This window comes from Flavobacterium sp., assembly GCF_027490375.1.
Lineage (GTDB): Bacteria > Bacteroidota > Bacteroidia > Flavobacteriales > Flavobacteriaceae > Flavobacterium.
This window is the reverse complement of record NZ_JAIXYH010000064.1, coordinates 25,781-46,626: the sequence shown is the minus strand read 5'-3', so window position 1 is coordinate 46,626 and position 20,846 is coordinate 25,781. Positions and strand designations below refer to the sequence as shown.

Here is a 20,846-nt window from a genome sequence, read left to right as displayed (position 1 = left end):
ATGAAGAAAGTAGTAGTTGGGCTGTCTGGTGGTGTTGATTCGAGTGTGGCGGCCTATTTGTTGCAACAACAAGGATACGAGGTTATTGGACTTTTCATGAAGAATTGGCACGACGATTCGGTGACCATTTCAAATGAGTGTCCGTGGTTAGAAGACTCAAACGATGCTTTACTGGTAGCGCAAAAGCTCGGCATTCCGTTCCAAACGGTCGATTTAAGTGAACAATACCGCGAGCGCATCGTAGATTATATGTTTTCTGAGTACGAGAACGGCCGTACACCCAATCCAGATGTATTGTGTAATCGCGAGATTAAGTTTGATATCTTCTTGAAAATCGCTCTTGACTTAGGAGCCGATTTCGTAGCTACGGGTCATTATTGCCAAAAGTCGAGCACAACTGTTAACGGAAAAGAAGTTTTTCAACTTTTAGCTGGCGCCGACGCCAATAAAGATCAGTCGTATTTCTTGTGTCAGCTTTCGCAAGAGCAATTAGCTAAAGCCTTGTTTCCAATCGGACACCTACAAAAGGCCGAGGTTCGTGAAATAGCCTTGCAGCAAGGTTTGGTTACGGCGGGTAAAAAAGATTCGCAGGGTTTGTGTTTTATTGGTAAAGTACGATTACCCGAATTTTTGCAGCAAAAGTTACAGCCAAAACCAGGTAAAATTGTGCAGTTAATGGCCGACGATCCGGTATTTGAACGCTCGTATTCCGACAATTCCGACACTTTGGTGCTCGAAGCTGCGCCGTTCGATTTAGCAGCAGGCATTCCAAAAGTAGTGGGCACACATCAAGGCGCACATTACTTTACGGTAGGTCAGCGTAAAGGATTGAACGTAGGTGGAACCAAAGAACCTTTATTCATTATTGGCACCGATGTGGTCGAAAATATCGTTTACACCGGTTTGGGACAACAGCATCCCGGTTTGTGGCGTAAGGCTTTGAAAGTTGCCAACAAAGAGGTGCATTGGGTTCGCGAAGATTTGCGTTTGCAATTGCACGAAACGCTCGATGTTCAGGCGCGTATTCGTTACCGTCAGCCGTTACAAAAAGCGCAATTGTGGCAACGCGAAGACGCACTTTACGTTTTATTCGACGAAAAGCAATCGGCCATCACCGCCGGACAATTTGTGGCTTGGTACTCAGGGAACGAATTGTTGGGAAGTGGGGTAATTGCGGGGTAGGGGTATTAGAGACGAGTCCCGATGGCTATCGGGATAGACACGAGAAGCTAGTTCCGATAGCTATCGGAATTGTGACGTTCACCACTTTATGTATCATTATGCCATCCCCGAACCCACTTTTCGTAGGCTTTAACCGCAAAGGGCGCAAAGATTTTCGCAAAGTTCGCAAAGCGGTTTTTTCGTTTTTTACATTCTTTTCTTATTTTACTTTTTTCACTGTTTTCGTTTTTTTTCGTTTTTTTCGCTTTTTTTAATCTTTCAATCTTTCAATCTTTCAATCTCGAAATCTTTTACCCATTTCGCTGCCGCGCGAGTCCTCTCGCGTTGTGAACCAAGCAGTTGTCGAAGGCTTTTTCCCTTACAATAGCTCTCGGAATTCTACTTTTTCTATTCTTTGTATTCTTTGTATTCTTTGTATTCTTTCTATTCTTTCACTTTTTTCACTTTTTTCACTTTTTTACTTTTTTCACTTTTTTCACTTTTTTCGCTTTTTTCGCTTTTTTCGCTTTTTTCGCTTTTTTCGCTTTTTTCGCTTTTTTCAATCTTTCAATCTTTCAATTTCGAAATCTTTTTCGCAGCTCCTCCGGCTGTTCGCTATAGTCCGCAAAAAAACGGCACGTTCACACGTCTTGCTTCTGGCTTCTTAGGTCGCCAGCGCAACACGGTTCACGTAGCCGTATTTTTCTTACGGGCTGCCGCTGCCATCCGGGCTAGGGGAGACGTTAGTGTTGTTTGGTGGGAAAAATACTTATAAGTAGGTAGTTCTGGGAGGAGGAAAGTGTGTAAATTCGCGAGAATAAAACAGCATTTTTTTTATTTAGTAATTGAAAAATCGAAACAAGTATCTACTATTTATAAAATTCAGAATATTATAAGCAATCACAAACGAACAATATCGATAAATCATGAAAAAAATTTTATTCATTCTAACACTATTAGTTTTCTGCTTTGAAAATACAAATGCTCAGAAACATGTGTCAGTTTTAGGAACAAAATTCAGTTTAATTCCGCCAGACGGCTTTACAAGTGCATCAAACTTTAGCGGATTTCAAAATGCTGAAAATGGATCCTCAATTATGATTACTGAGATACCTTCTTCCTATTTTATTGTAAGTAAAGGATTTACTGCCGAAGCTTTGAAAACTAAAGGAATGATTTTGAAATTAAAAGAGAAAGTGGACTTCAAAGGAAAAGAGGCTACCTTCCTACAGGTCAGTCAAGCTGCATATGGAACTACATATTTAAAACAGATTTTAATGTTTGGTGACGAAAATAAGACCATTATGATAAACGGTATTTATCCTGATTCGTCCAAAGAGATAGAAAGTGAAATTAAAAAATCTCTTTTTTCTACAATCTATAATGATAATCAAAACGATAATCCATTTGATGCAGTGAAATTTTCGATTGATATCAAAGAAACTGATTACAAATTTGTTAAGTATTTATCTGGCTCTTTACTCTATAGTGAAGATGGTAATTTGCCTACCGATAAAGGGATTTTTATAGTAAGTACTTCGGTAGGTAAATTTTCAGAATTTAATCACAAACAGCACTCAATTGAACGATTGAAGAAACTTCCTAACGGAGAGCTGAGTAAAATCAAAGAAGTGAACCCAATTGTGATAGATAATTTAAATGGCTTTGAAATCATAGCAAATGGTAAAAATGCTGATTCCCAAGATGAGATTGTTTATCAAGTCATATTATATAACAAGTCGGAATATTATATATTGGTCGGGCAAGCTTCAAATGATCAAATACAAAACTTAGAAATCTTTAAAAAGATTGCTAAGACATTTAAACTAAAGTAGCTGCTGGTACAGCGTGAAGCATTACACAACCACTCATTTTCAAAGAAAGATCTGAAAAACTGTAAAATTCAATGTCAAATCAGTGCTTTAAGCGAGGTTTGTTTCTTGATAAGGGATCGAAATTTTAAATTTGAGAGCACTTTAAATGGCGTTTTTGAAGTCATCTTACTCAGTTTTGATTAATAAAGATTTTTTCTTTTTTCAACGCAATAATTCGTCCTATTTCGATAGCTTTTGGTTGCTAAGATTTATATGGATATTTCAACCGATAGCTATCGATTACAATAGAAACAACAGCTTACCGCAGCCGCAGTCTTTCCAGAGCTAACTTTATCTCCATAGCTTATAACTTTGTAATTACTTGCGTTTCTCTCAAGGAAAAGTTGTAGTTTCGCTTAAGTCGTCAATGGCGGCAATACTAAAAGGAAATTCGCGATAGTTTTACACAGTTTTAAATGACAGCTAATTCAGCTAGAGAAATAAAAGAATTACTTCAAAAGTTGGAGAAAGACTCTAATAATCTCGACGTATTAAATTCTTTGGCTATTGCTTATTTCGAAAATTACAACCAAAAGTCAAACAAAGAAGACTTCGACTATTTTGAAAGGGCATATAACCTAAAAAAGACAGTTAAATCAACACACAACTTTTCTTAGTTTCTTCACTTTGAGTGGTCAGAAAAAGAATGGTATTGGAAAGAAGACCGTGCTATAGAACGAGCTTTACAAATTCAACAAGAGTGCATAGCGCTAAATCCCAAATCGTACTACCCATACTATCTCTATGGATATATGCTATTAGACCAGAGGAAGTTTAAAGAAGCTATCCCATTTTTGACCAAAGCCTACCAAATTGGAAAATGCAATGACATTTTGCATATTATAGGTTACTGTCATTTTCAAATGGACGAGTTTCAAATTGCAAAAGATTACTTCACTCAATCAGCAACAGAATTCGACACAGAAAAACGAAGCCTTTACAATCTAGCGTTAGCTGAATGGAAATTAAACAATGGTGCGCAGGTAAACCATATTGCTGACGAATTATCAACTATTGACACTGAGTTTCACGATACCATTAGTGGTTATGAAATTGGACTTTTGTATTTTCTGCTGGACGATTTTCAGCGAGCTTCTGAATGTCTAACGAAACAAGGAGTCAAAGGCATAGACCTAATGCACTGGATAGATTTATCCTATTCACTGTTCAGAACGAACAAGAAATTATGGATTGAAATCATAAACGATAGTATCGTTGAATGCCATAACCTGTGCAATGAGATAGAAAGCAACCACAAGGATTGGAGCGAATTTACTCATAAAGAAAAAAATGAACGACTTAACGAATTAAAAGCCGATATAAAGAAACGACAAGAAATCTTAATCGACGGACCTACAAAGCCACAAGAAGACATACGCACACTGATTCTAGCTGAGCATTGCGGTTGCTTACTCTTCGACTGCAAGAGACACAAAACATTGTGAATGAATAGATAAACGGCTTACGTCTAAGCTATTCTTTGCACAATCCCCTTGCAAGAACCTGCCCCATCATTCCTAACCATCTATTAAACCTCTGTGCCTATGTGGTCAGCTAATTTAGTGCATCTTGGTCGCAACCCATCTATCAAATCTCTGTGCCTATGTGGTCAGCCAAATTATTGTGGTTTTGCGTGCGGAAATGTGAAAAGCTAAAAAAGCTAGAAAAGCTAAAAAAGCTAAAAAAGTGAAAAGATGGAATATTAAAAAAGTGCTTCATTCAATCAAAAGCTAACGCATTTCAATAGCGCAACCCATCTACTAAACCTCTGTGCCTATGTGGTCAGCTAATTTCGTGCATCATGGTCACAACCCATCTATTAAACCTCTGTGCCTGTGTGGTCAGTTAAATTATTGTGGTTTTGCGTGCGGAAATGTGAAAAGCTAAAAAAGCTAAAAAAGTGAAAAGATAGAAGATTAAAAAAGTGCTTAATTCAATCAAAAGCTAACGCACTTCAATAGCGCAACCCATCTACTAAACCTCTGTGCCTATGTGGTCAGTTAATTTCGTGTATCATGGTCGTAATCCATCTATCAAGCCTCTGTGCCTATGTGGTCAGCTAATTTCGTGCATCATGGTCGTAATCCATCTATCAAGCCTCTGTGCCTATGTGGTCAGCTAATTTCGTGTATCATGGTCGTAATCCATCTATCAAGCCTCTGTGCCTATGTGGTCCACTAAACTTATGTGGTTATGGACGATTGCATTGAAAAAGCTAAAAAGCGAAATACGCCAGTATAATCCAGCACTTTACAACTTCAATCACTAAACATCGCGTCTATTAAGCTATCACCTCAAATGCATAGTGCTAGCTGAACTTACATAAATCTTTGTCGTCTTTCCGGTTATAAAACAAAATACAGTTGTTAAGTTTTTCGCTACACCCTAAATCAAACCGCATCGTAAATAGTATTTGACTAATTTTGGTGTTACAACAACGGCAACCGAAACCTGCCGCTATGAAGTGATGAAAAAAGCAATTCTCGCATTTTTGGTATTCTCTGTCAGCAACGCCTTTGCCCAAGAAGACGCGTGGGTGTATTTTGCCGATAAACCAGACACAGAAAGCTTCTTCGCAAATCCGTTGAGTTTTTTCACCGAACGTGCACTAAACCGCCGAGCACAACAAAATATCGCGCTCGACAGCAAAGACGTGCCGATTTCCGAAAGTTACATCTCCGCTGTAGACAACAGTCCGGGCATCAGCGTACTTGCTAAATCGCGCTGGTTTAATGCCGTGCATGTTCGCGGAAGTGTTGATGATATCAATGCGCTCCAAAACCTAAGTTTTGTCTCGGAAATCGATTTTGCCAACAGCAATTTAAACGCCTCTGGTAGGTTTCAACAAAACCTAGTAAACAAACACAATGCCGAGGCTTTAACCGATTTTTCCTACGGTTTTGCCAACGCACAAATCCTGCAAATCAACGGCCAAGTCGTGCATCAATCCAATTTCACAGGTTCCGGAAAAATCATTGCCGTACTCGATTCTGGGTTTCCCGGTGTGTTTACTGCCGCGCCTTTCGAACGTTTAGTAAACAACAATCGTATTTTGGGTACGTACAACTACGTTACTCGCAACACCGAAGTTGCCAACAACAGCAGTCACGGTACCGCCGTTTTGTCGACTATGGGCGGATTCATCGAAAACCAATACGCAGGAACCGCTCCCGATGCCGAATACTACTTGTTTGTTACCGAAGATGTGGCCTCCGAGAATCCTGTCGAAGAATCGCTTTGGGTTGAAGCCGCCGAGGAAGCCGATCGTTTGGGTGTCGACGTGATCAACACTTCTTTAGGTTATTTTCAATACGACAACGCCAACTATTCCTACACTTTTGCCGATATGAACGGTGAAACTGCGTTCATTTCTCGAGGAGCCGATATCGCTTTTTCTCGCGGTATGATTGTTGTCGTTTCTGCCGGAAATAGCGGCGGATCAAGCACGCCAAACATCTCCGCACCAGCCGACGCACAGCATGCTTTTACCATCGGTGCAGTCGATAATCAAGGAAATCTGGCGTCGTTTTCAAGCGTGGGTCCTACAGCCGACAATCGGATAAAACCCGATGTAGTAGCTCGTGGCGTTACCGCCGCTGTAATCGGACCAACAGGCAGCGTATCTGGCGCGAACGGAACCTCCTTTTCAGCACCTATCGTTTCAGGAATGATTGCTTCTTTGTGGCAGGCGCTTCCTAACTTCACCAATCAACAAATCATGGATTTGATCCGAAATACAGCTTCTTCTGCTACAAATCCGCAAAATACAATTGGTTACGGCATTCCGAATTTTGGAAACGCCTTGCAAAACGGTTTAACCACAACCGATTTTACTAAAAATACCGTACAAGTCTTCCCAAATCCGTTTTCAAACCAACTTTCGATGAGTCAGATTCAAGAAACGACTCATTTAGAGGTATTTACTGTCGAAGGAAAACGTATTTATCAAGTTGTGGTAACCGAAAATACCAGTTTGGATACCGCAACCTGGTCGAAGGGAATTTATCTGGTCGTGTTTCATCAAAACGGAAGCACTACCATCAAAAAACTTATCAAAAATTAAATGAATCCTATTTGTCAGCTATTCGGAATTCAATATCCGATTGTTCAAGGCGGCATGATTTGGAATAGCGGAGCAAAATTAGCCGCCGCCGTTTCTAATGCCGGTGGTTTGGGCCTCATTGGTGCCGGATCGATGTATCCCGATGTCTTAAAAGAGCATATCGATAAAGCGAAACAACTCACTTCAAAACCTTTCGGTGTTAATGTTCCGATGCTTTATCCGAATGTCGAGGAGATCATTCAAATAATTATCGATAAAAAAGTTCCGATTGTTTTTACCTCAGCTGGAAATCCGAAATTGTTTACCGCACTTCTAAAAAGCTACAACATTAAAGTAGTACATGTGGTAAGTAGTTCGAAGTTTGCGCTCAAGGCAGAAGAAGCAGGAGTCGACGCGGTTGTTGCCGAAGGTTTTGAAGCCGGCGGACACAACGGACGTGAGGAAACCACCACATTTACCTTAATTCCGACCGTGCGGAAAGCAATTAAAATTCCACTCATTGCCGCTGGCGGAATTGCTACCGGTGGTGGTATGTTGGCGGCTATGGCCTTAGGTGCCGATGGAATTCAAATGGGATCGCGATTTGCAGCAACTGTAGAAAGCTCGGCGCACGATAATTTCAAGCAAATCATTACACAAACAGCTGAAGGCGATACACAACTCACTCTCAAAGAACTGGCGCCCGTTCGATTAATTAAAAACAAATTTTATCACGAAATACAAGAGTTGTATGCGCAAGGAGCCCAGGTCGAACAACTTAAAGCGCATCTGGGGCGCGCACGTGCTAAACGCGGAATGTTTGAAGGCGATTTACACGATGGCGAACTCGAAATCGGACAGGTAAGTGCGTTAATCGATCAAATTTTACCCGTTTCCGAAGTATTTAATCAAATTTTAGCAGAATTTCATCATGAACAAAAACGTGTCGCACAAATTTCATTCTAAGCCATTCGTTTGGGCACTATTGCTGGTAACGACTTTCTTTTCCGCGAAAGCGCAAGACCGACCCAAATTAGTAGTTGGCATTGTAGTCGACCAAATGAAAACCGAGTATTTATATCGATTTGCGAATGATTTTGGTTCAGGAGGATTTAAGCGATTAACCTCGAACGGATTCACATTTTATAACGCGCACTTCAACTATATGCCTACGTACACAGGTCCGGGGCACGCATCGGTTTACACGGGAACTACGCCGCGTTTTCACGGAATTGTTGGAAACGATTGGTATAATAAGTCGATTAAAAAGAACATGTATTGTACCGACGACGCCAGTGTTCGCACGTTAGGAGCCGGCGATGAGGCGGAAGGTAAAATGTCGCCACGAAACCTAAAAGCTACTACCATTACCGACGAATTAAAATTGTCTACAAATTTCAGAGGGAAAGTAATCGGTATGAGCATGAAAGATCGCGGAGCCATTTTGCCGGCCGGACATTTTGCCGACTGTGCATTTTGGTACAGCAAAACAGGAGCTTTTATTAGCAGTACTTTTTACCGAAATGAATTACCAGCTTGGGCAACGAAATTTAACGAAGAAAAGCATTTCTTAAAATATGTGCAAAACGCTTGGAATCCGTTGAAACCCTTGGCGCAATACGACGAGAGTTTAGCCGATGAAAACCCGTACGAAGGGAAAATTTTTAAGGCTAATTCGGCAACGTTTCCGTACGATTTGAAAAGTATGTACGAAAAAAGTGGTGCACAAATTTTGCGCGCACTGCCTTTTGGAAACGACTTGCTAACCGATTTTGCGCTTGCTGCGATCGATGCCGAGCAATTGGGAAAAGACAATCACACCGATTTTCTGGCAATCAGTTATTCGGCAACCGATTACGTGGGACACATCACCGGGCCGCGTTCGATTGAATTGCAGGATACGTACTTGCGTTTAGATGCTTCTCTGGAAAAATTATTGAAGTATCTAGATGAGAAAGTAGGGAAGGGTCAGTATTTGGTATTTTTAACTGCCGACCATGCTGGAGCGGAAAATCCGGTATTTTTGAAAGATCATAAATACGAAGTTGAAAACGTAAGTTCGAAAGATTTCGTCAGCAAATTAGAAGCTTTTGGATTAGAAACTTTTGGTAAAGATGTTATTGCAAACTGCAGTAACCAAAATATCTTTTTCGACAAAGATGCGCTGGCAGGAGCGGGTATTTCCTTGACCGATGCCAAAAATAAAGTTCGGGATTTTGTGATGAAAGAATCCTGGGTGCTGCGCGTTTACACAGAAGAAGAAATTTTAGCATCGTCGGGCAGTGATCCGTATTTGCAGCTCATAGCGAACGGTTTTGATACCAAACAAAACGGTGAGTTGGTTATTTTAGAATCGCCCGGAACCTTGGAAGATCACACGACAGGCACGACACATGGATCTGTATTTTCGTACGATACGCATGTGCCGATTATCTTTTTTGGAAAAGGAATTACCGCTGGTAAATCGCACGAAAAGTGTGTCATTACCGAAATTGCGCCTACACTCGCACAATTGCTACAATTGTCTTTGCCAAATGCGACCAACGCCGAAGTCTTGGAAGCGCTATTCAAAAATTAATTTTTAATAGTAGATCCTAACAATTATATAAGTATCTGTAAATCAGATTTATAATTTCAGTAAAAGCAGCTACAATCACAGAGAATTGAATCTGTTTTTGCCTGTGCACTTTCTCTGTGTTCCTATTTTTCAGTTGAGGAGGGCGTTTTATGCAACAAACTTCCCATTTCACTGTTAAAACCACTTTTTTTACCGCTTAAAATCAACTACTTTTGCAACTTCTAAAACAAACACGTATGAGCGCTGTTAAAGATTTGTTTGAACGAATCCAAAATAATAAGGGTCCTCTAGGAAAGTGGGCCTCGCAAGCCGAAGGCTACTACGTTTTTCCAAAATTGGAAGGCGAATTAGGTCCGCGAATGATGTTTCACGGAAAAGAAATTTTAAACTGGAGTATTAACGATTACCTTGGTTTGGCGAACCATCCTGAGGTTAGAAAAGCCGATACGGAAGCCGCTGCCGAATACGGTGCTGCATACCCAATGGGTGCACGAATGATGAGCGGACAAACCGATTATCACGAACAGTTAGAACGCGAATTAGCCGCTTTCGTAAAGAAAGAAGCTGCGTATTTATTGAACTTCGGTTACCAAGGGATTATGTCGACAATCGACGCTCTGGTAACCAAAAACGATGTAATTGTTTACGACGTTGATGCACACGCTTGTATCATCGACGGTGTGCGTTTGCACATGGGTAAACGTTTTACCTACAAGCACAACGATGTGGAAAGCATGGAGAAAAACCTGCAACGTGCCACAAAACTTGCACAGGAAACCGGTGGTGGAATTTTATTCATCACAGAAGGTGTTTTCGGAATGCGCGGTCAGCAAGGAAAATTGCGTGAAATCGTTGCAATGAAAGAGAAGTACAACTTCCGTTTGTTGGTAGATGATGCGCACGGTTTTGGTACTTTAGGTGCAACGGGAGCAGGAGCAGGCGAGGAGCAAGGAGTTCAAGACGGTATTGATGTGTATTTCTCGACTTTCGCAAAATCAATGGCAAGTATCGGTGCTTTTATTGCTGCCGATCAAGATATTATCGATTATTTAAAATACAATTTGCGTTCGCAGATGTTCGCGAAGTCGCTACCGATGATTCAAACCAAAGGAGCATTAAAGCGCTTGGAAATGCTGCGCAACATGCCCGAGTTGAAAGACAAGCTTTGGGAAAACGTAAACGCCTTGCAAAACGGCTTAAAAGCTCGTGGTTTTGATATCGGCGATACCAATACCTGCGTGACTCCGGTGTACCTAAACGGTAGTATTCCAGAGGCTATGATGTTGGTAAACGATTTACGTGAGAATTACAATATTTTCTTATCGATTGTAGTGTATCCGGTGATTCCTAAAGGCATCATTTTATTGCGTATGATTCCAACAGCTTCGCACACTATGGAAGACATCAACCAAACTTTAGATGCTTTCGAAGCCGTTCGCGAAAAACTGGTAAACGGTACGTATTTGAAAATTGCTGCCGAGAAAACAGTCGATGTTTCGTAAGTCATTTCAAATAAGAAAAAATACCACAACAGTGTATAGTAAGGTCGGAAGCAATTCCGACCTTTTTTATGCTAATCGAACTCAGGTTCTCAGTAAAGAGAAGGCGTAATTTCAACCTTTGTTTATCATCACAATTACTGCAAGTTTAAAATCCGATTTGCTTCGCGGATTCCACTGAGATATGCGCCGTGAACCGATCCGCGATACGCCCTGTGAGTGTGTTCACCGGCAAAAAATAACCTGTTTTCAACCGATTTGCTAAGCGTGTCGTAAGCCTCTGAGTCGGAGTTATTGGGTACAAACGAGTAGCTGCCGTATGCGTTCGGATTCTGTCCCCATTTGGTTCGCAAGAGGTTAGTCGGATTTGGAATTGATTCCCCGTAAATCTTTCTTAAATGTGTCATTATTTCCGAAATAACTTCGGCATCCGATAATGATTCACTAACCGCAGCATATGAACCATAAGTAAAAGTTATTAATGCGGGTGTCGAACTGTATTTTGTGACATTTAAAAAGTAATTAAATTTCCCTTTCTCTTCCGGCGTATAACCTATAAATTGTAAATCCGTGTTCCAAAATGCCTGATCCCACTTTAATAAAAATTTATTTACAAGTCCCATTTGTAAATCAGCAATAGCCTGCAATTTCGTTTGAGGCAAAGGAGGAGCGAAGTTGAGCACATTACTTTTTAAAACACCCAAAGGTACCGTTACTAAAACATAATCGGCTTCAAAGATCTCGGTTGCAGTGGCAACTACACTTTTAGCTAAAGTGTAGTCTATTATTTGTACCCGACTGTTTAATCGAATATCGAGTCCTTCAGATAAAAAATTCGTAATCCGGTCGAAACCATTGGTAATAATTACATCTGCACCTGCAAACTCATCATCATCATAGAAGTACTTTGATGACAACTGCGCAATGTCTGCTCCTGTATTGAACTCTAAATAGGCTGATAGGAAGTAATTCCATAATCTATCCGCTGTTAAATTCGGATAAAGCGTATCGAATACCGTTTTAAAGCTCTGATTTTCAGCGCCTAAAGCGGTTACTTGTTCCAAAGCATCATTAAACTGATTTTCAGCAGATTCCAAAAGTAAATCGCTATATCTTTCGCCCGAAACATCAAAAACTGAAACTAAGTCATCGTTCGTTAGAAATGTTTCTGCCCCAGCTTTTTGGGCAAGTTCGGTAATTGGGTTGCCGTTAGGTCCATGAATCCAACTCGCACCTTCGTCGAATGGAATTTCCAAAGACCTGTTAGTGCTAATTCGACCTCCAACTTTTGAATTTGCTTCCAAAAGCACTACCGAAAATCCTTTCGATTGCAACTTTTTTGCTGCTGCAAGTCCAGCAATTCCTCCACCAACCACAACTACACGCTTTCCATTGCCGTTTTTTTCATTGCTTTCTAATTCACACGATGTTAAAAGGCGTTGAGAGAACATTAAAAGCGGAAGTCCCAACAAAGCGTTTTGTAAAAAATCTCTTCTTTTCATACCTCTAGCTCGTTTACAATACAGACAACTTTCTGGACAACAATTTACGCATAATTTCTACTCGTCCTAAACCAGTACAATTTTGCCACCTACTTTCTTAAATAACGTGAGTTCAACATGCAAAATAGTGAACGAGAATTTTTCTTAGTTACTAATAAGCTCTCATTATAAGCAATCCAGCAAATGCATCTTTAAATAACTATTCTATTTCATTTTTGGGCAATACGCGGCAAAAGTGCTTTGTCAATAACGAGCAAACCGCCGCGCCCGGGCTGTCCGCTGTATCTTTTAGTTCCGCTTCGCTCCACTAAAAGGATATCGCTTCCATCCCTATTGCGAAGTAACGTCTTTACAAAACGTTCGGTTTTTACCGAAAAATCAACGCAATAATTAACAGAATCCACGTTATAGAAATACAGATTAAATGAAACGCTTGTCTTTTATACTCGCCGAGATGATCCAGCAAGCTTCTTGGCTAAAATCGAAACCATCCTCAGCAATTTAACTACCTTTGATAGTAAATTTCAACAAATAGTTTTGAAACAGTTCGCCTCATACATCACTTTTTTACTACTCGTTTTTTCTTCTGCGAAAGCGCAAGAACGCATCGACTTTTATTTCAAAACAGGAAAAGCTACTTTCGAACCCGTCGAACAAAATCGCCTCGAACAGTTTATCCAAAAAAATACCACAGTTAAAATTGTCTCGATCAGTGGCTTTACCGACGAAGTAGGTTCGGCACAAGCCAACAACAAACTAGCTAAAGCACGCGTGCAAACCGTAGTCGATATTCTAAATAATCGAATTCTTACACGAACCGATTTCAGAACCAACAATTTCGGAGAAAAATTTGCACAAGGTCTGGGCGAAAATGCTCTCAATCGAAAGGTTTCTATTCTATACCTTAAAGAAGCCGACATCCCTCGGGAAGAAGAAATTTTAGGTCTAAAACCAAAATCACCAGAACCTATTGCTGCGGTTGTTCCAACTTCGCTACTTAAATTCCCTGAAGTACTTCGTTTTAAAAATATCGATGGCTCGGTTAACGAAATTGTGCTCGACACTGTGACAATGAAAACGATATACAACGCAAAAGCAGGTGAAAAGCTCAAACTTCGAAATCTGGAGTTTAAAATCAATACCTTTATAATCGAACCGCAATCTCGTGCCGCTTTGTATGAATTACTTACGGTCATGCAAGCCAAACCCAGTTTGAAGATTCAAATTCAAGGTCATATTTGTTGCATGCCCAACGATACGCGCGACCTTTCCACACAACGGGCAAAAGCAATCTCTAATTTTTTGCAAATGAACGGTATAGATAAATCGCGTTTGTCGTACAAGGGCCTTGGTGTCACGCAACCTATCTATCCCATTCCGGAAAAAAACGAACAGGAACGTGCCGCAAATCGTAGAGTCGAATTTGAAATCATAGCAAACTGATGAAACTATTTTTTTATCTGCTTTTATTCTGCGGAAGCTGCATGGCACAGGAAGTCGACATTTATTTCGATTTCAATAAATACGATATTAACATGCAGGCTAAACAAACATTACAGTTGTTTACGCAATCGCACAAAGACGCGATAATTGTAGAGCTAAAAGGTTATTGTGATCATGTGGGAAGCGATGCGTACAACGACACGCTAGCCATGAAACGCATTCGAGCAGTACAAAACGCCCTGCGCGAACTTCAATTCAGCGTTCCCGATAAAACTACGATAAAATCCTACGGCGAGCGTTTTGAACAATTGCCGGAACAAAGTGCCAACCGCAAGGTAAGTATCGTTTATAAACTTCCCGAAAAAGTTGCTGTAAAGTCGGAATTATCAGAATTTCGAAAGTCGACACTCAACGCAAAAGTCGGCGATATCATCAAGCTTCCGGGCATGAATTTCTTCAACAACAGCGCAAAAATGTTACCAAAATCGGTTCCTACTCTCGAAGAATTGCTGTGCATTTTAGAAGAAAATCCGAATTTACACATCGAAATTCAAGGTCATATTTGTTGTCAGAAAGAACGCGATGTAAGCGACATTTCGACAGCAAGAGCTCATGCCGTTTTCAATTACCTGATTCAAAAAGGAATCAATCGAAAACGACTCACCTACAAAGGCTACGGCATAAGTAGGCCCATTCATAAAATACCTGAAAAATCGGAACTCGAGGAAGAAGAAAATCGCCGTGTAGAAATCAGAATTGTTAAAATCTAATAAAAAAGCCGCTCAAAAAGCGGCTTAAGTTTTTATTTTTCTAACATACTTTTCTTTTTTTCGAGTACACTTTGCTGAGGCTTTGGCGGAATAACCTCTCCTTTTATTTTCAGGGCAATGATACCTCCTTCGTAATTTACTGCATTCGATTCTACAGTAATTGTTTTGCGAATCGGCCCGGGATTCATGTTGTACTTTACTTGAATTTTATCTGATTTTCCCGGTAAGATGGGATCAGTTGGCTTGGTCGGAACGGTACATCCACAAGTCGACTTCACATTCGTAATAATCAAAGGTTCATCTCCAGTATTTGTGAAAACAAATGTTCGAATACCGTTGTCGGTTTCCTTTGAAACTTCACCGTAATCGATTGTATTATCTTTGGCTTCAAATTCAATTCTCGGCCCTTTTTGCGCCATACCTGCTACCGCGATAAACAGTAGGAGTAAAGTTGAGGTAAAGTGCTTCATGATGTAATTTTTTAGTGTCGTAAATGTAAAAGTTCTTGCGCTATTTGTATCGAATAAGAGTTAAAATTTTATTCTTAAAATCGTACTTTTGCCACTTCCAAAAATCAGACCATAAAGTCTGGTTTTAGAAAAAAATGCTTTGTTTTGATTAAGTTCAGCTCTATAATGTCTATTTAAGCAGCTAAAAGCTCGTTCTTTCAACAAAACCTGTGTTAGTAAAGATTATTTCGCGAAAACAAATTTAGTTTATGTCTGCATTAGCAACTCAGTTCGACGCCGCTTCAATTGAAGAAAAATGGTACCAGTATTGGATGGAAAACGGTTATTTCAACTCTGTGCCCGATCACCGAAAAGCCTATACCATCGTGATCCCACCACCAAACGTGACTGGCGTGTTGCACATGGGACATATGCTAAACAATACAATCCAAGACGTACTCATCCGACGTGCACGTTTGAAGGGTTTTAACGCTTGTTGGGTGCCCGGAACCGATCACGCATCGATTGCTACCGAAGCAAAAGTTGTCGCTAAACTGAAAGCCGAAGGCATCAATAAAAACGACCTTACCCGTGAGGAATTCCTTGAACATGCCTGGGATTGGACGCACAAGTACGGCGGAGTGATTCTCGAACAACTTAAAAAGTTAGGTGCATCCTGCGATTGGAATCGTACAAAATTCACGATGGATCCCGATATGTCGGCTTCCGTAATCAAATGCTTTGTGGATTTGTATCGAAAAGGCCTGATTTATCGCGGCTATCGCATGGTAAACTGGGATCCGGAAGCTAAAACGACACTTTCCGACGAAGAAGTGATTTACGAAGAACAACAATCGAAGTTGTTTTACCTAAAATATAAATTTACGGACAGCGACGACTTTTTAACCGTAGCAACTACGCGTCCGGAAACCATTTTTGGAGATACCGCGGTTTGCGTTAATCCAAACGACGAGCGCTACGCAAAGTTTATCGGAAAAACCGTTATTGTTCCGATTGCTAACCGCGAAGTACCCATTATATCCGACGATTATATTGATATTGAATTCGGTACAGGTTGTTTGAAAGTTACGCCAGCGCACGACATTAACGACAAGAACATCGGGGATAAATACAATTTGGAAGTCATCGATATTTTTAATGAAGACGCTACTTTAAACAGCTTTGGTTTGCACTATGCCGGCAAAGATCGTTTTGACGTTAGAAAAGCCATCGAAAAAGAACTACAAGAAAAAGGTTTGTTGCTAAAAGTAGAAAACCACCAAAATAAAGTGGGAACTTCTGAACGAACCAAAGCCGTAATCGAGCCACGTCTTTCCGACCAGTGGTTTTTGAAAATGGAAGATCTCGCTAAACCAGCATTAAAGGCAGTTTTAGAATCGGATGAAATTAATTTGTATCCAAAGAAATTCGAAAATACTTACCGCCATTGGTTGGAGAATGTTCGCGACTGGAATATTTCACGACAATTGTGGTGGGGACAACAAATACCAGCCTATTTCTATGGCGACGGCAAGCAAGATTTTGTTGTTGCTGAAAACTGGGACGAAGCCTTGCAACTCGCGCGAATAGCTACCGGAAACAACAATTTGCAACGAACAGACTTACGACAAGATCCAGATGCACTCGACACCTGGTTTTCGTCGTGGTTGTGGCCTATTTCAGTTTTCGGAGGAATAATGAATCCGAATAACGAAGAGTTTAAATACTACTATCCGACCCAAGATTTGGTGACAGCGCCTGAGATTTTATTTTTCTGGGTAGCTCGTATGATTATTGCCGGTTACGAATTTGTTGGAGAAAAACCCTTTACCGGAGTTTATCTCACAGGTATTGTTCGCGATACGCAACGCAGAAAAATGTCGAAATCACTCGGAAACTCTCCGGAACCGCTAGAACTTATCGAGAAATTCGGTGCCGACGGTGTGCGTGTAGGTATGCTCTTAGCCGGATCCGACGGTAACGATATTTTGTTTGATGAAGCCTACTGCGCCCAAGGAAAAGCATTTGCGCACAAAATTTGGAATGCATTCCGATTGATTAAAGGTTGGGAAGTTTCAGAAGATATTCAACAACCGGCCGCTAGTAAAATTGCTGTCGACTGGTATCGTGCAAAATTGTCGCAAGCCGTAGTTGAAATCGACGATCACTTCAGTAAATACCGCATTTCCGATGCTATGATGAGCACTTACAAACTCATTTGGGACGATTTCTGTTCGTGGTTGCTTGAAATAGTAAAACCGGGCTACCAGCAACCCATTGACAGCCAAACCTTACATGCAATAATCGATTTGCTGGAAGATAATCTGCGACTTCTAAATCCATTCATGCCTTTCTTAACTGAAGAAATTTGGCATGCTATCAAGGAACGAACAAAAGAAGAGGCACTAATTGTGAATACTTGGCCTAAAATTCAAGGTGAAAACAGCGATTTATTACAGCAATTCGATATTTGTTTTGAAATCGTTAGCGGACTTCGTACAATTCGAAAAGATCGCAATCTACCTTTTAAAGACGCGATTCAAGTACAAGTCATTAACAAAGAAAATATCAGTGATAAAACCGATTCAGTAATCTTAAAATTGCTCAATATCTCTTCATTAGAGTACGTGGTAGAAAAGCCGGAAAATGCAGCTTCTTTCCGATACAAAACCAACGAATACTATGTAATTCTAGGCGAAAAAATCGATTTAGAAGCCGAACGTGCCAAATTGCAAGAGGAGCTCGAATATTATAAAGGCTTTTTAAAATCGGTTGAAGCTAAACTTTCAAACGAACGTTTTGTGAGCAGTGCTCCCGAAAAGGTTATTGCCATGGAACGTCAAAAACAAGCCGATGCTTTAGCGAAGATTGCTGTTTTGGAAGAACGCTTAAGCTAGAAGCTAATTTCTTTTAAATAAAAATGCCGTGATAAACGAATTGTCACGGCATTTTTTATTTCATTTTGACTGTGGAAATAGGATTTACTTCTTTATCGCCTCCTCGTATTTTTCGTTTACTTTCTGCCAATTGATTACTTCAAAAAACGCATTGATGTAATTTCTTCTACGGTACTGATATTGCAAATAGTAGGCATGTTCCCAGACGTCTAATGCCAATATAGGTGTTCCGCTAACCGAAACGCCCGGCATCAATGGATTGTCCTGATTTGGAGTCGTAGATATTTGTAGTTTTCCCGCTTTATCAACGCTCAACCACGTCCAGCCCGAACCGAAAACAGCCGTTGCTTGATTGCTAAATTCGTTTTTAAAATTCTCAAACGAACCAAAATCTCTCGAAATCGCTAAGGCAAGCGTATCTTTCGGTTGTCCGCCTCCTTTTGGTCCCATGATTTCCCAAAATAAGCTGTGGTTGTAATATCCTCCCGCATTGTTTCGCAGATTTTCATCAGCCGAGCTCGCTTTCTTCAGAATTTCTTCTATAGTAAGCTGCTCCATTTCTGTTCCTTTAATGGCTTTATTGAGGTTGTTCGTGTATGTTAAATAATGCTTTGAATAATGATTTTCCATCGTGCTTGCGTCTATCGATGGGCTTAACGCATTATAGGCGTAGGGTAATTTCGCCAACTCAAAGGTTCCGGGCTCTGCTCTTACATCATCTGGGCTAGATAAGGCAGCTTTTACTTCTTTTTCAGGTAGTGGAACTTCAACTTCAATGAGCTTTTTCTCGTTACAAGAACTGAAAATAACTGCTAGAATAACTGCTCGTGTAAAAGATTTCATAATTCGTTTTTTAGAATATCTTCAACAACTTGAATGTAATTTTTCATGGCATCTTCAACACTCATAGATCTTATCTGCATCCAAGCGTTCGTTTTAAAAGCATTTCGCAAATCGTAATCCGTTTGCATACTTCGGTCTATATTTCCAAAAGTAGCTTGTTTATAAAACGAATATAAACGCAATTGAACGTCTGGAGGCAAATCGGCCTGACGCATCTCCGAAGCTTTCTGAAAAGCCTGTTGAAATCGTTCTTCTAAAGATAAGTCCGACATTATTTTTTGAAAATTACAGTTCTATTTCCTTTTACCACATCTCCGATTTTAACCTGAACGGGAGTGCCTGGGGGCAAGAATAAATCAACGCGACTTCCAAATTTTATAAATCCAGCATCCGATCCTTGAAGCACCATCTGACCTTCTTTGGCGTAGTTCACAATACGTTTAGCTAAAGCACCGGCAATTTGTCGGTACATGATTTCTCCCAGCACTTCATTTTCAATAACTACAGTTGTTCGCTCGTTTTCTGTACTTGCTTTCGGATGCCAAGCAACCAAGTACTTTCCAGGATGGTAAATACTGTGCGTGATTTTTCCGCCTATCGGATAACGCGTCACGTGTACGTTTATGGGCGACATGAAAATAGATACTTGTAATCGATTCGATTTAAAAATTTCAGGTTCATATACTTCTTCAATAACTACAACTTTTCCATCTACTGGTGCAGTAATGGTATCTAAGGTAGGAATTAAGCTTCGGTTAGGGTTTCGAAAAAACTGAAGAATCAATATCAGAAAAATCAAAAGAAAGCTCTGGATGCCTTTTCTCAGATAAATATTCGGAAAAACGGCTTCAGCCACGAGTATTCCCGCCACAACAATCATGCAGGAGATTAAGATAATTTTTGCGCCTTCTTTGTGGAATGATACAATCATTTTGGGAGAATTTTGTACAGTAAAAATATAAATGGTGCGACAAATATAATACTATCGAGCCGATCGAGTATACCGCCGTGTCCGGGCATGATGTTTCCGCTGTCTTTAACACCGGCAATTCGCTTGAATTTCGATTCTATTAAGTCGCCAATTGTTCCGAAAACACTGATTAAAACCGCAGTTATTCCCCAAATGATTAAAGACTTCTGGAAATGAATTGGTTTTGGTTGCATGTAAAATTTCGAAATCAAAAAAGCAGCCAGTAACGAGAAGAAAAGACCTCCGAGAAAGCCTTCTATCGTTTTTTTAGGAGAAATTCGTTCAAAAAGTTTGTTGCGCCCAATAGATTTTCCAACGATGTAAGCAAAAGTATCGTTCGTCCAAATCAAAATAAAAACACTGATTAATATTTTTGGCTTGTACGTTTTTAGCAAATACACTGAATTCGGATCTTCTTCACCCAAAGCAGTTATGTTCATTATACTTATAAAGGGCAAAATGATATAGCCAATTAAAAAGATGTATTTACTTACGCGACGCAGCTCGGTGTGTTTGTTATCGAATAGAAAAATCATACTGATTAACGAAACAAATAGCGTAATTCCGAGAACAACAATATCGACGTACTGTATATTTACCTTGTAAACAAGCATGTACGCAGAGCTGCCATAAATTAAACTCGCTAAAAGTGCAGGAACCAATGAATGGATGCGAACGAGTTTCGAGAATTCGAAAACCGCTATAAGTAAAAAAAAGTAAAATAATACGAAGAAACTTTCGGTAGAATACAATACAGCCGAGAGTAGGAGCAAGATGTACACCGCTCCTGATAGCGCCCGCTGCAACGTTTCGTTCAT

Annotated in this window: 17 protein-coding genes; 11 read left to right on the top strand and 6 right to left on the bottom strand. The window is 40.3% G+C overall.

What is annotated here, in order from left to right; translation table 11 throughout:
• From mnmA to Q0064_RS08740, 8 genes are all read left to right on the top strand, one after another.
• Positions 1-1,182, top strand: a complete 1,182-nt coding sequence (mnmA, locus tag Q0064_RS08775; protein WP_298147331.1) for a tRNA 2-thiouridine(34) synthase MnmA — start codon at positions 1-3, stop codon at positions 1,180-1,182.
• A gap of 905 nt (positions 1,183-2,087) precedes the next feature.
• On the top strand, positions 2,088-2,996 hold the full coding sequence (locus Q0064_RS08770) for a hypothetical protein (protein ID WP_298147307.1): 909 nt from the start codon (positions 2,088-2,090) through the stop codon (positions 2,994-2,996).
• A gap of 455 nt (positions 2,997-3,451) precedes the next feature.
• Positions 3,452-3,652, top strand: coding sequence for a hypothetical protein (locus tag Q0064_RS08765; RefSeq protein WP_298147305.1), 201 nt, complete (start codon positions 3,452-3,454; stop codon positions 3,650-3,652).
• A gap of 135 nt (positions 3,653-3,787) precedes the next feature.
• A complete protein-coding gene (locus tag Q0064_RS08760) occupies positions 3,788-4,480 on the top strand; it encodes a hypothetical protein (RefSeq protein WP_298147303.1) in 693 nt (230 codons plus the stop codon).
• Positions 4,481-5,448: 968 nt separating this feature from the next.
• A complete protein-coding gene (locus Q0064_RS08755) occupies positions 5,449-7,098 on the top strand; it encodes a S8 family serine peptidase (RefSeq protein ID WP_298147301.1) in 1,650 nt (549 codons plus the stop codon).
• Complete coding sequence (locus tag Q0064_RS08750) at positions 7,099-8,043, top strand: nitronate monooxygenase (RefSeq protein WP_298147299.1); 945 nt, start codon at positions 7,099-7,101, stop codon at positions 8,041-8,043. It begins immediately after the preceding gene.
• Positions 8,021-9,655 carry an alkaline phosphatase PafA gene (pafA, locus tag Q0064_RS08745; protein WP_298147296.1) on the top strand — a complete coding sequence of 545 codons (1,635 nt, stop codon included), beginning with the start codon at positions 8,021-8,023 and terminating at the stop codon, positions 9,653-9,655. Before Q0064_RS08750 ends, pafA begins: the two co-directional genes overlap by 23 nt.
• A gap of 236 nt (positions 9,656-9,891) precedes the next feature.
• A complete protein-coding gene (locus Q0064_RS08740) occupies positions 9,892-11,157 on the top strand; it encodes an aminotransferase class I/II-fold pyridoxal phosphate-dependent enzyme (protein WP_298147293.1) in 1,266 nt (421 codons plus the stop codon).
• Between the two features lie 134 nt (positions 11,158-11,291).
• Here the strand turns inward: Q0064_RS08740 and Q0064_RS08735 are convergent, their stop codons facing one another.
• Positions 11,292-12,656 carry an FAD-dependent oxidoreductase gene (locus Q0064_RS08735; protein ID WP_298147290.1) on the bottom strand — a complete coding sequence of 455 codons (1,365 nt, stop codon included), beginning with the start codon at positions 12,654-12,656 and terminating at the stop codon, positions 11,292-11,294.
• Positions 12,657-13,193: 537 nt separating this feature from the next.
• Between Q0064_RS08735 and Q0064_RS08730 the strand changes: the two genes are divergently transcribed.
• On the top strand, positions 13,194-14,099 hold the full coding sequence (locus tag Q0064_RS08730) for an OmpA family protein (protein WP_298147287.1): 906 nt from the start codon (positions 13,194-13,196) through the stop codon (positions 14,097-14,099).
• On the top strand, positions 14,099-14,869 hold the full coding sequence (locus Q0064_RS08725) for an OmpA family protein (protein ID WP_298147284.1): 771 nt from the start codon (positions 14,099-14,101) through the stop codon (positions 14,867-14,869). The genes Q0064_RS08730 and Q0064_RS08725 overlap by 1 nt, the downstream gene beginning before the upstream one ends.
• A gap of 32 nt (positions 14,870-14,901) precedes the next feature.
• Here Q0064_RS08725 and Q0064_RS08720 read toward each other — a convergent pair whose 3' ends face one another.
• On the bottom strand, positions 14,902-15,339 hold the full coding sequence (locus Q0064_RS08720; protein ID WP_298147281.1) for a DUF1573 domain-containing protein: 438 nt from the start codon (positions 15,337-15,339) through the stop codon (positions 14,902-14,904).
• A gap of 248 nt (positions 15,340-15,587) precedes the next feature.
• On the opposite strand from Q0064_RS08720, the gene Q0064_RS08715 reads away from it, so the two are divergent.
• Complete coding sequence (locus tag Q0064_RS08715; protein ID WP_298147279.1) at positions 15,588-18,215, top strand: valine--tRNA ligase; 2,628 nt, start codon at positions 15,588-15,590, stop codon at positions 18,213-18,215.
• Positions 18,216-18,299: 84 nt separating this feature from the next.
• On the opposite strand, the gene Q0064_RS08710 is transcribed toward Q0064_RS08715, so the two are convergent.
• Genes Q0064_RS08710 through Q0064_RS08695 form a run of 4 tightly spaced genes read right to left on the bottom strand, consistent with a single transcriptional unit; the run spans position 18,300 to position 20,846 of the window.
• Positions 18,300-19,058, bottom strand: coding sequence for a superoxide dismutase (locus Q0064_RS08710; RefSeq protein ID WP_298147276.1), 759 nt, complete (start codon positions 19,056-19,058; stop codon positions 18,300-18,302).
• A complete protein-coding gene (locus tag Q0064_RS08705; RefSeq protein ID WP_298147273.1) occupies positions 19,055-19,330 on the bottom strand; it encodes an acyl-CoA-binding protein in 276 nt (91 codons plus the stop codon). The genes Q0064_RS08710 and Q0064_RS08705 overlap by 4 nt, the downstream gene beginning before the upstream one ends.
• The gene (locus Q0064_RS08700; protein ID WP_298147270.1) at positions 19,330-19,989 is read right to left on the bottom strand and encodes a phosphatidylserine decarboxylase family protein; all 660 of its coding nucleotides are present in this window, start codon (positions 19,987-19,989) and stop codon (positions 19,330-19,332) included. Before Q0064_RS08700 ends, Q0064_RS08705 begins: the two co-directional genes overlap by 1 nt.
• A complete protein-coding gene (locus tag Q0064_RS08695) occupies positions 19,986-20,846 on the bottom strand; it encodes a phosphatidate cytidylyltransferase (RefSeq protein WP_298147267.1) in 861 nt (286 codons plus the stop codon). Before Q0064_RS08695 ends, Q0064_RS08700 begins: the two co-directional genes overlap by 4 nt.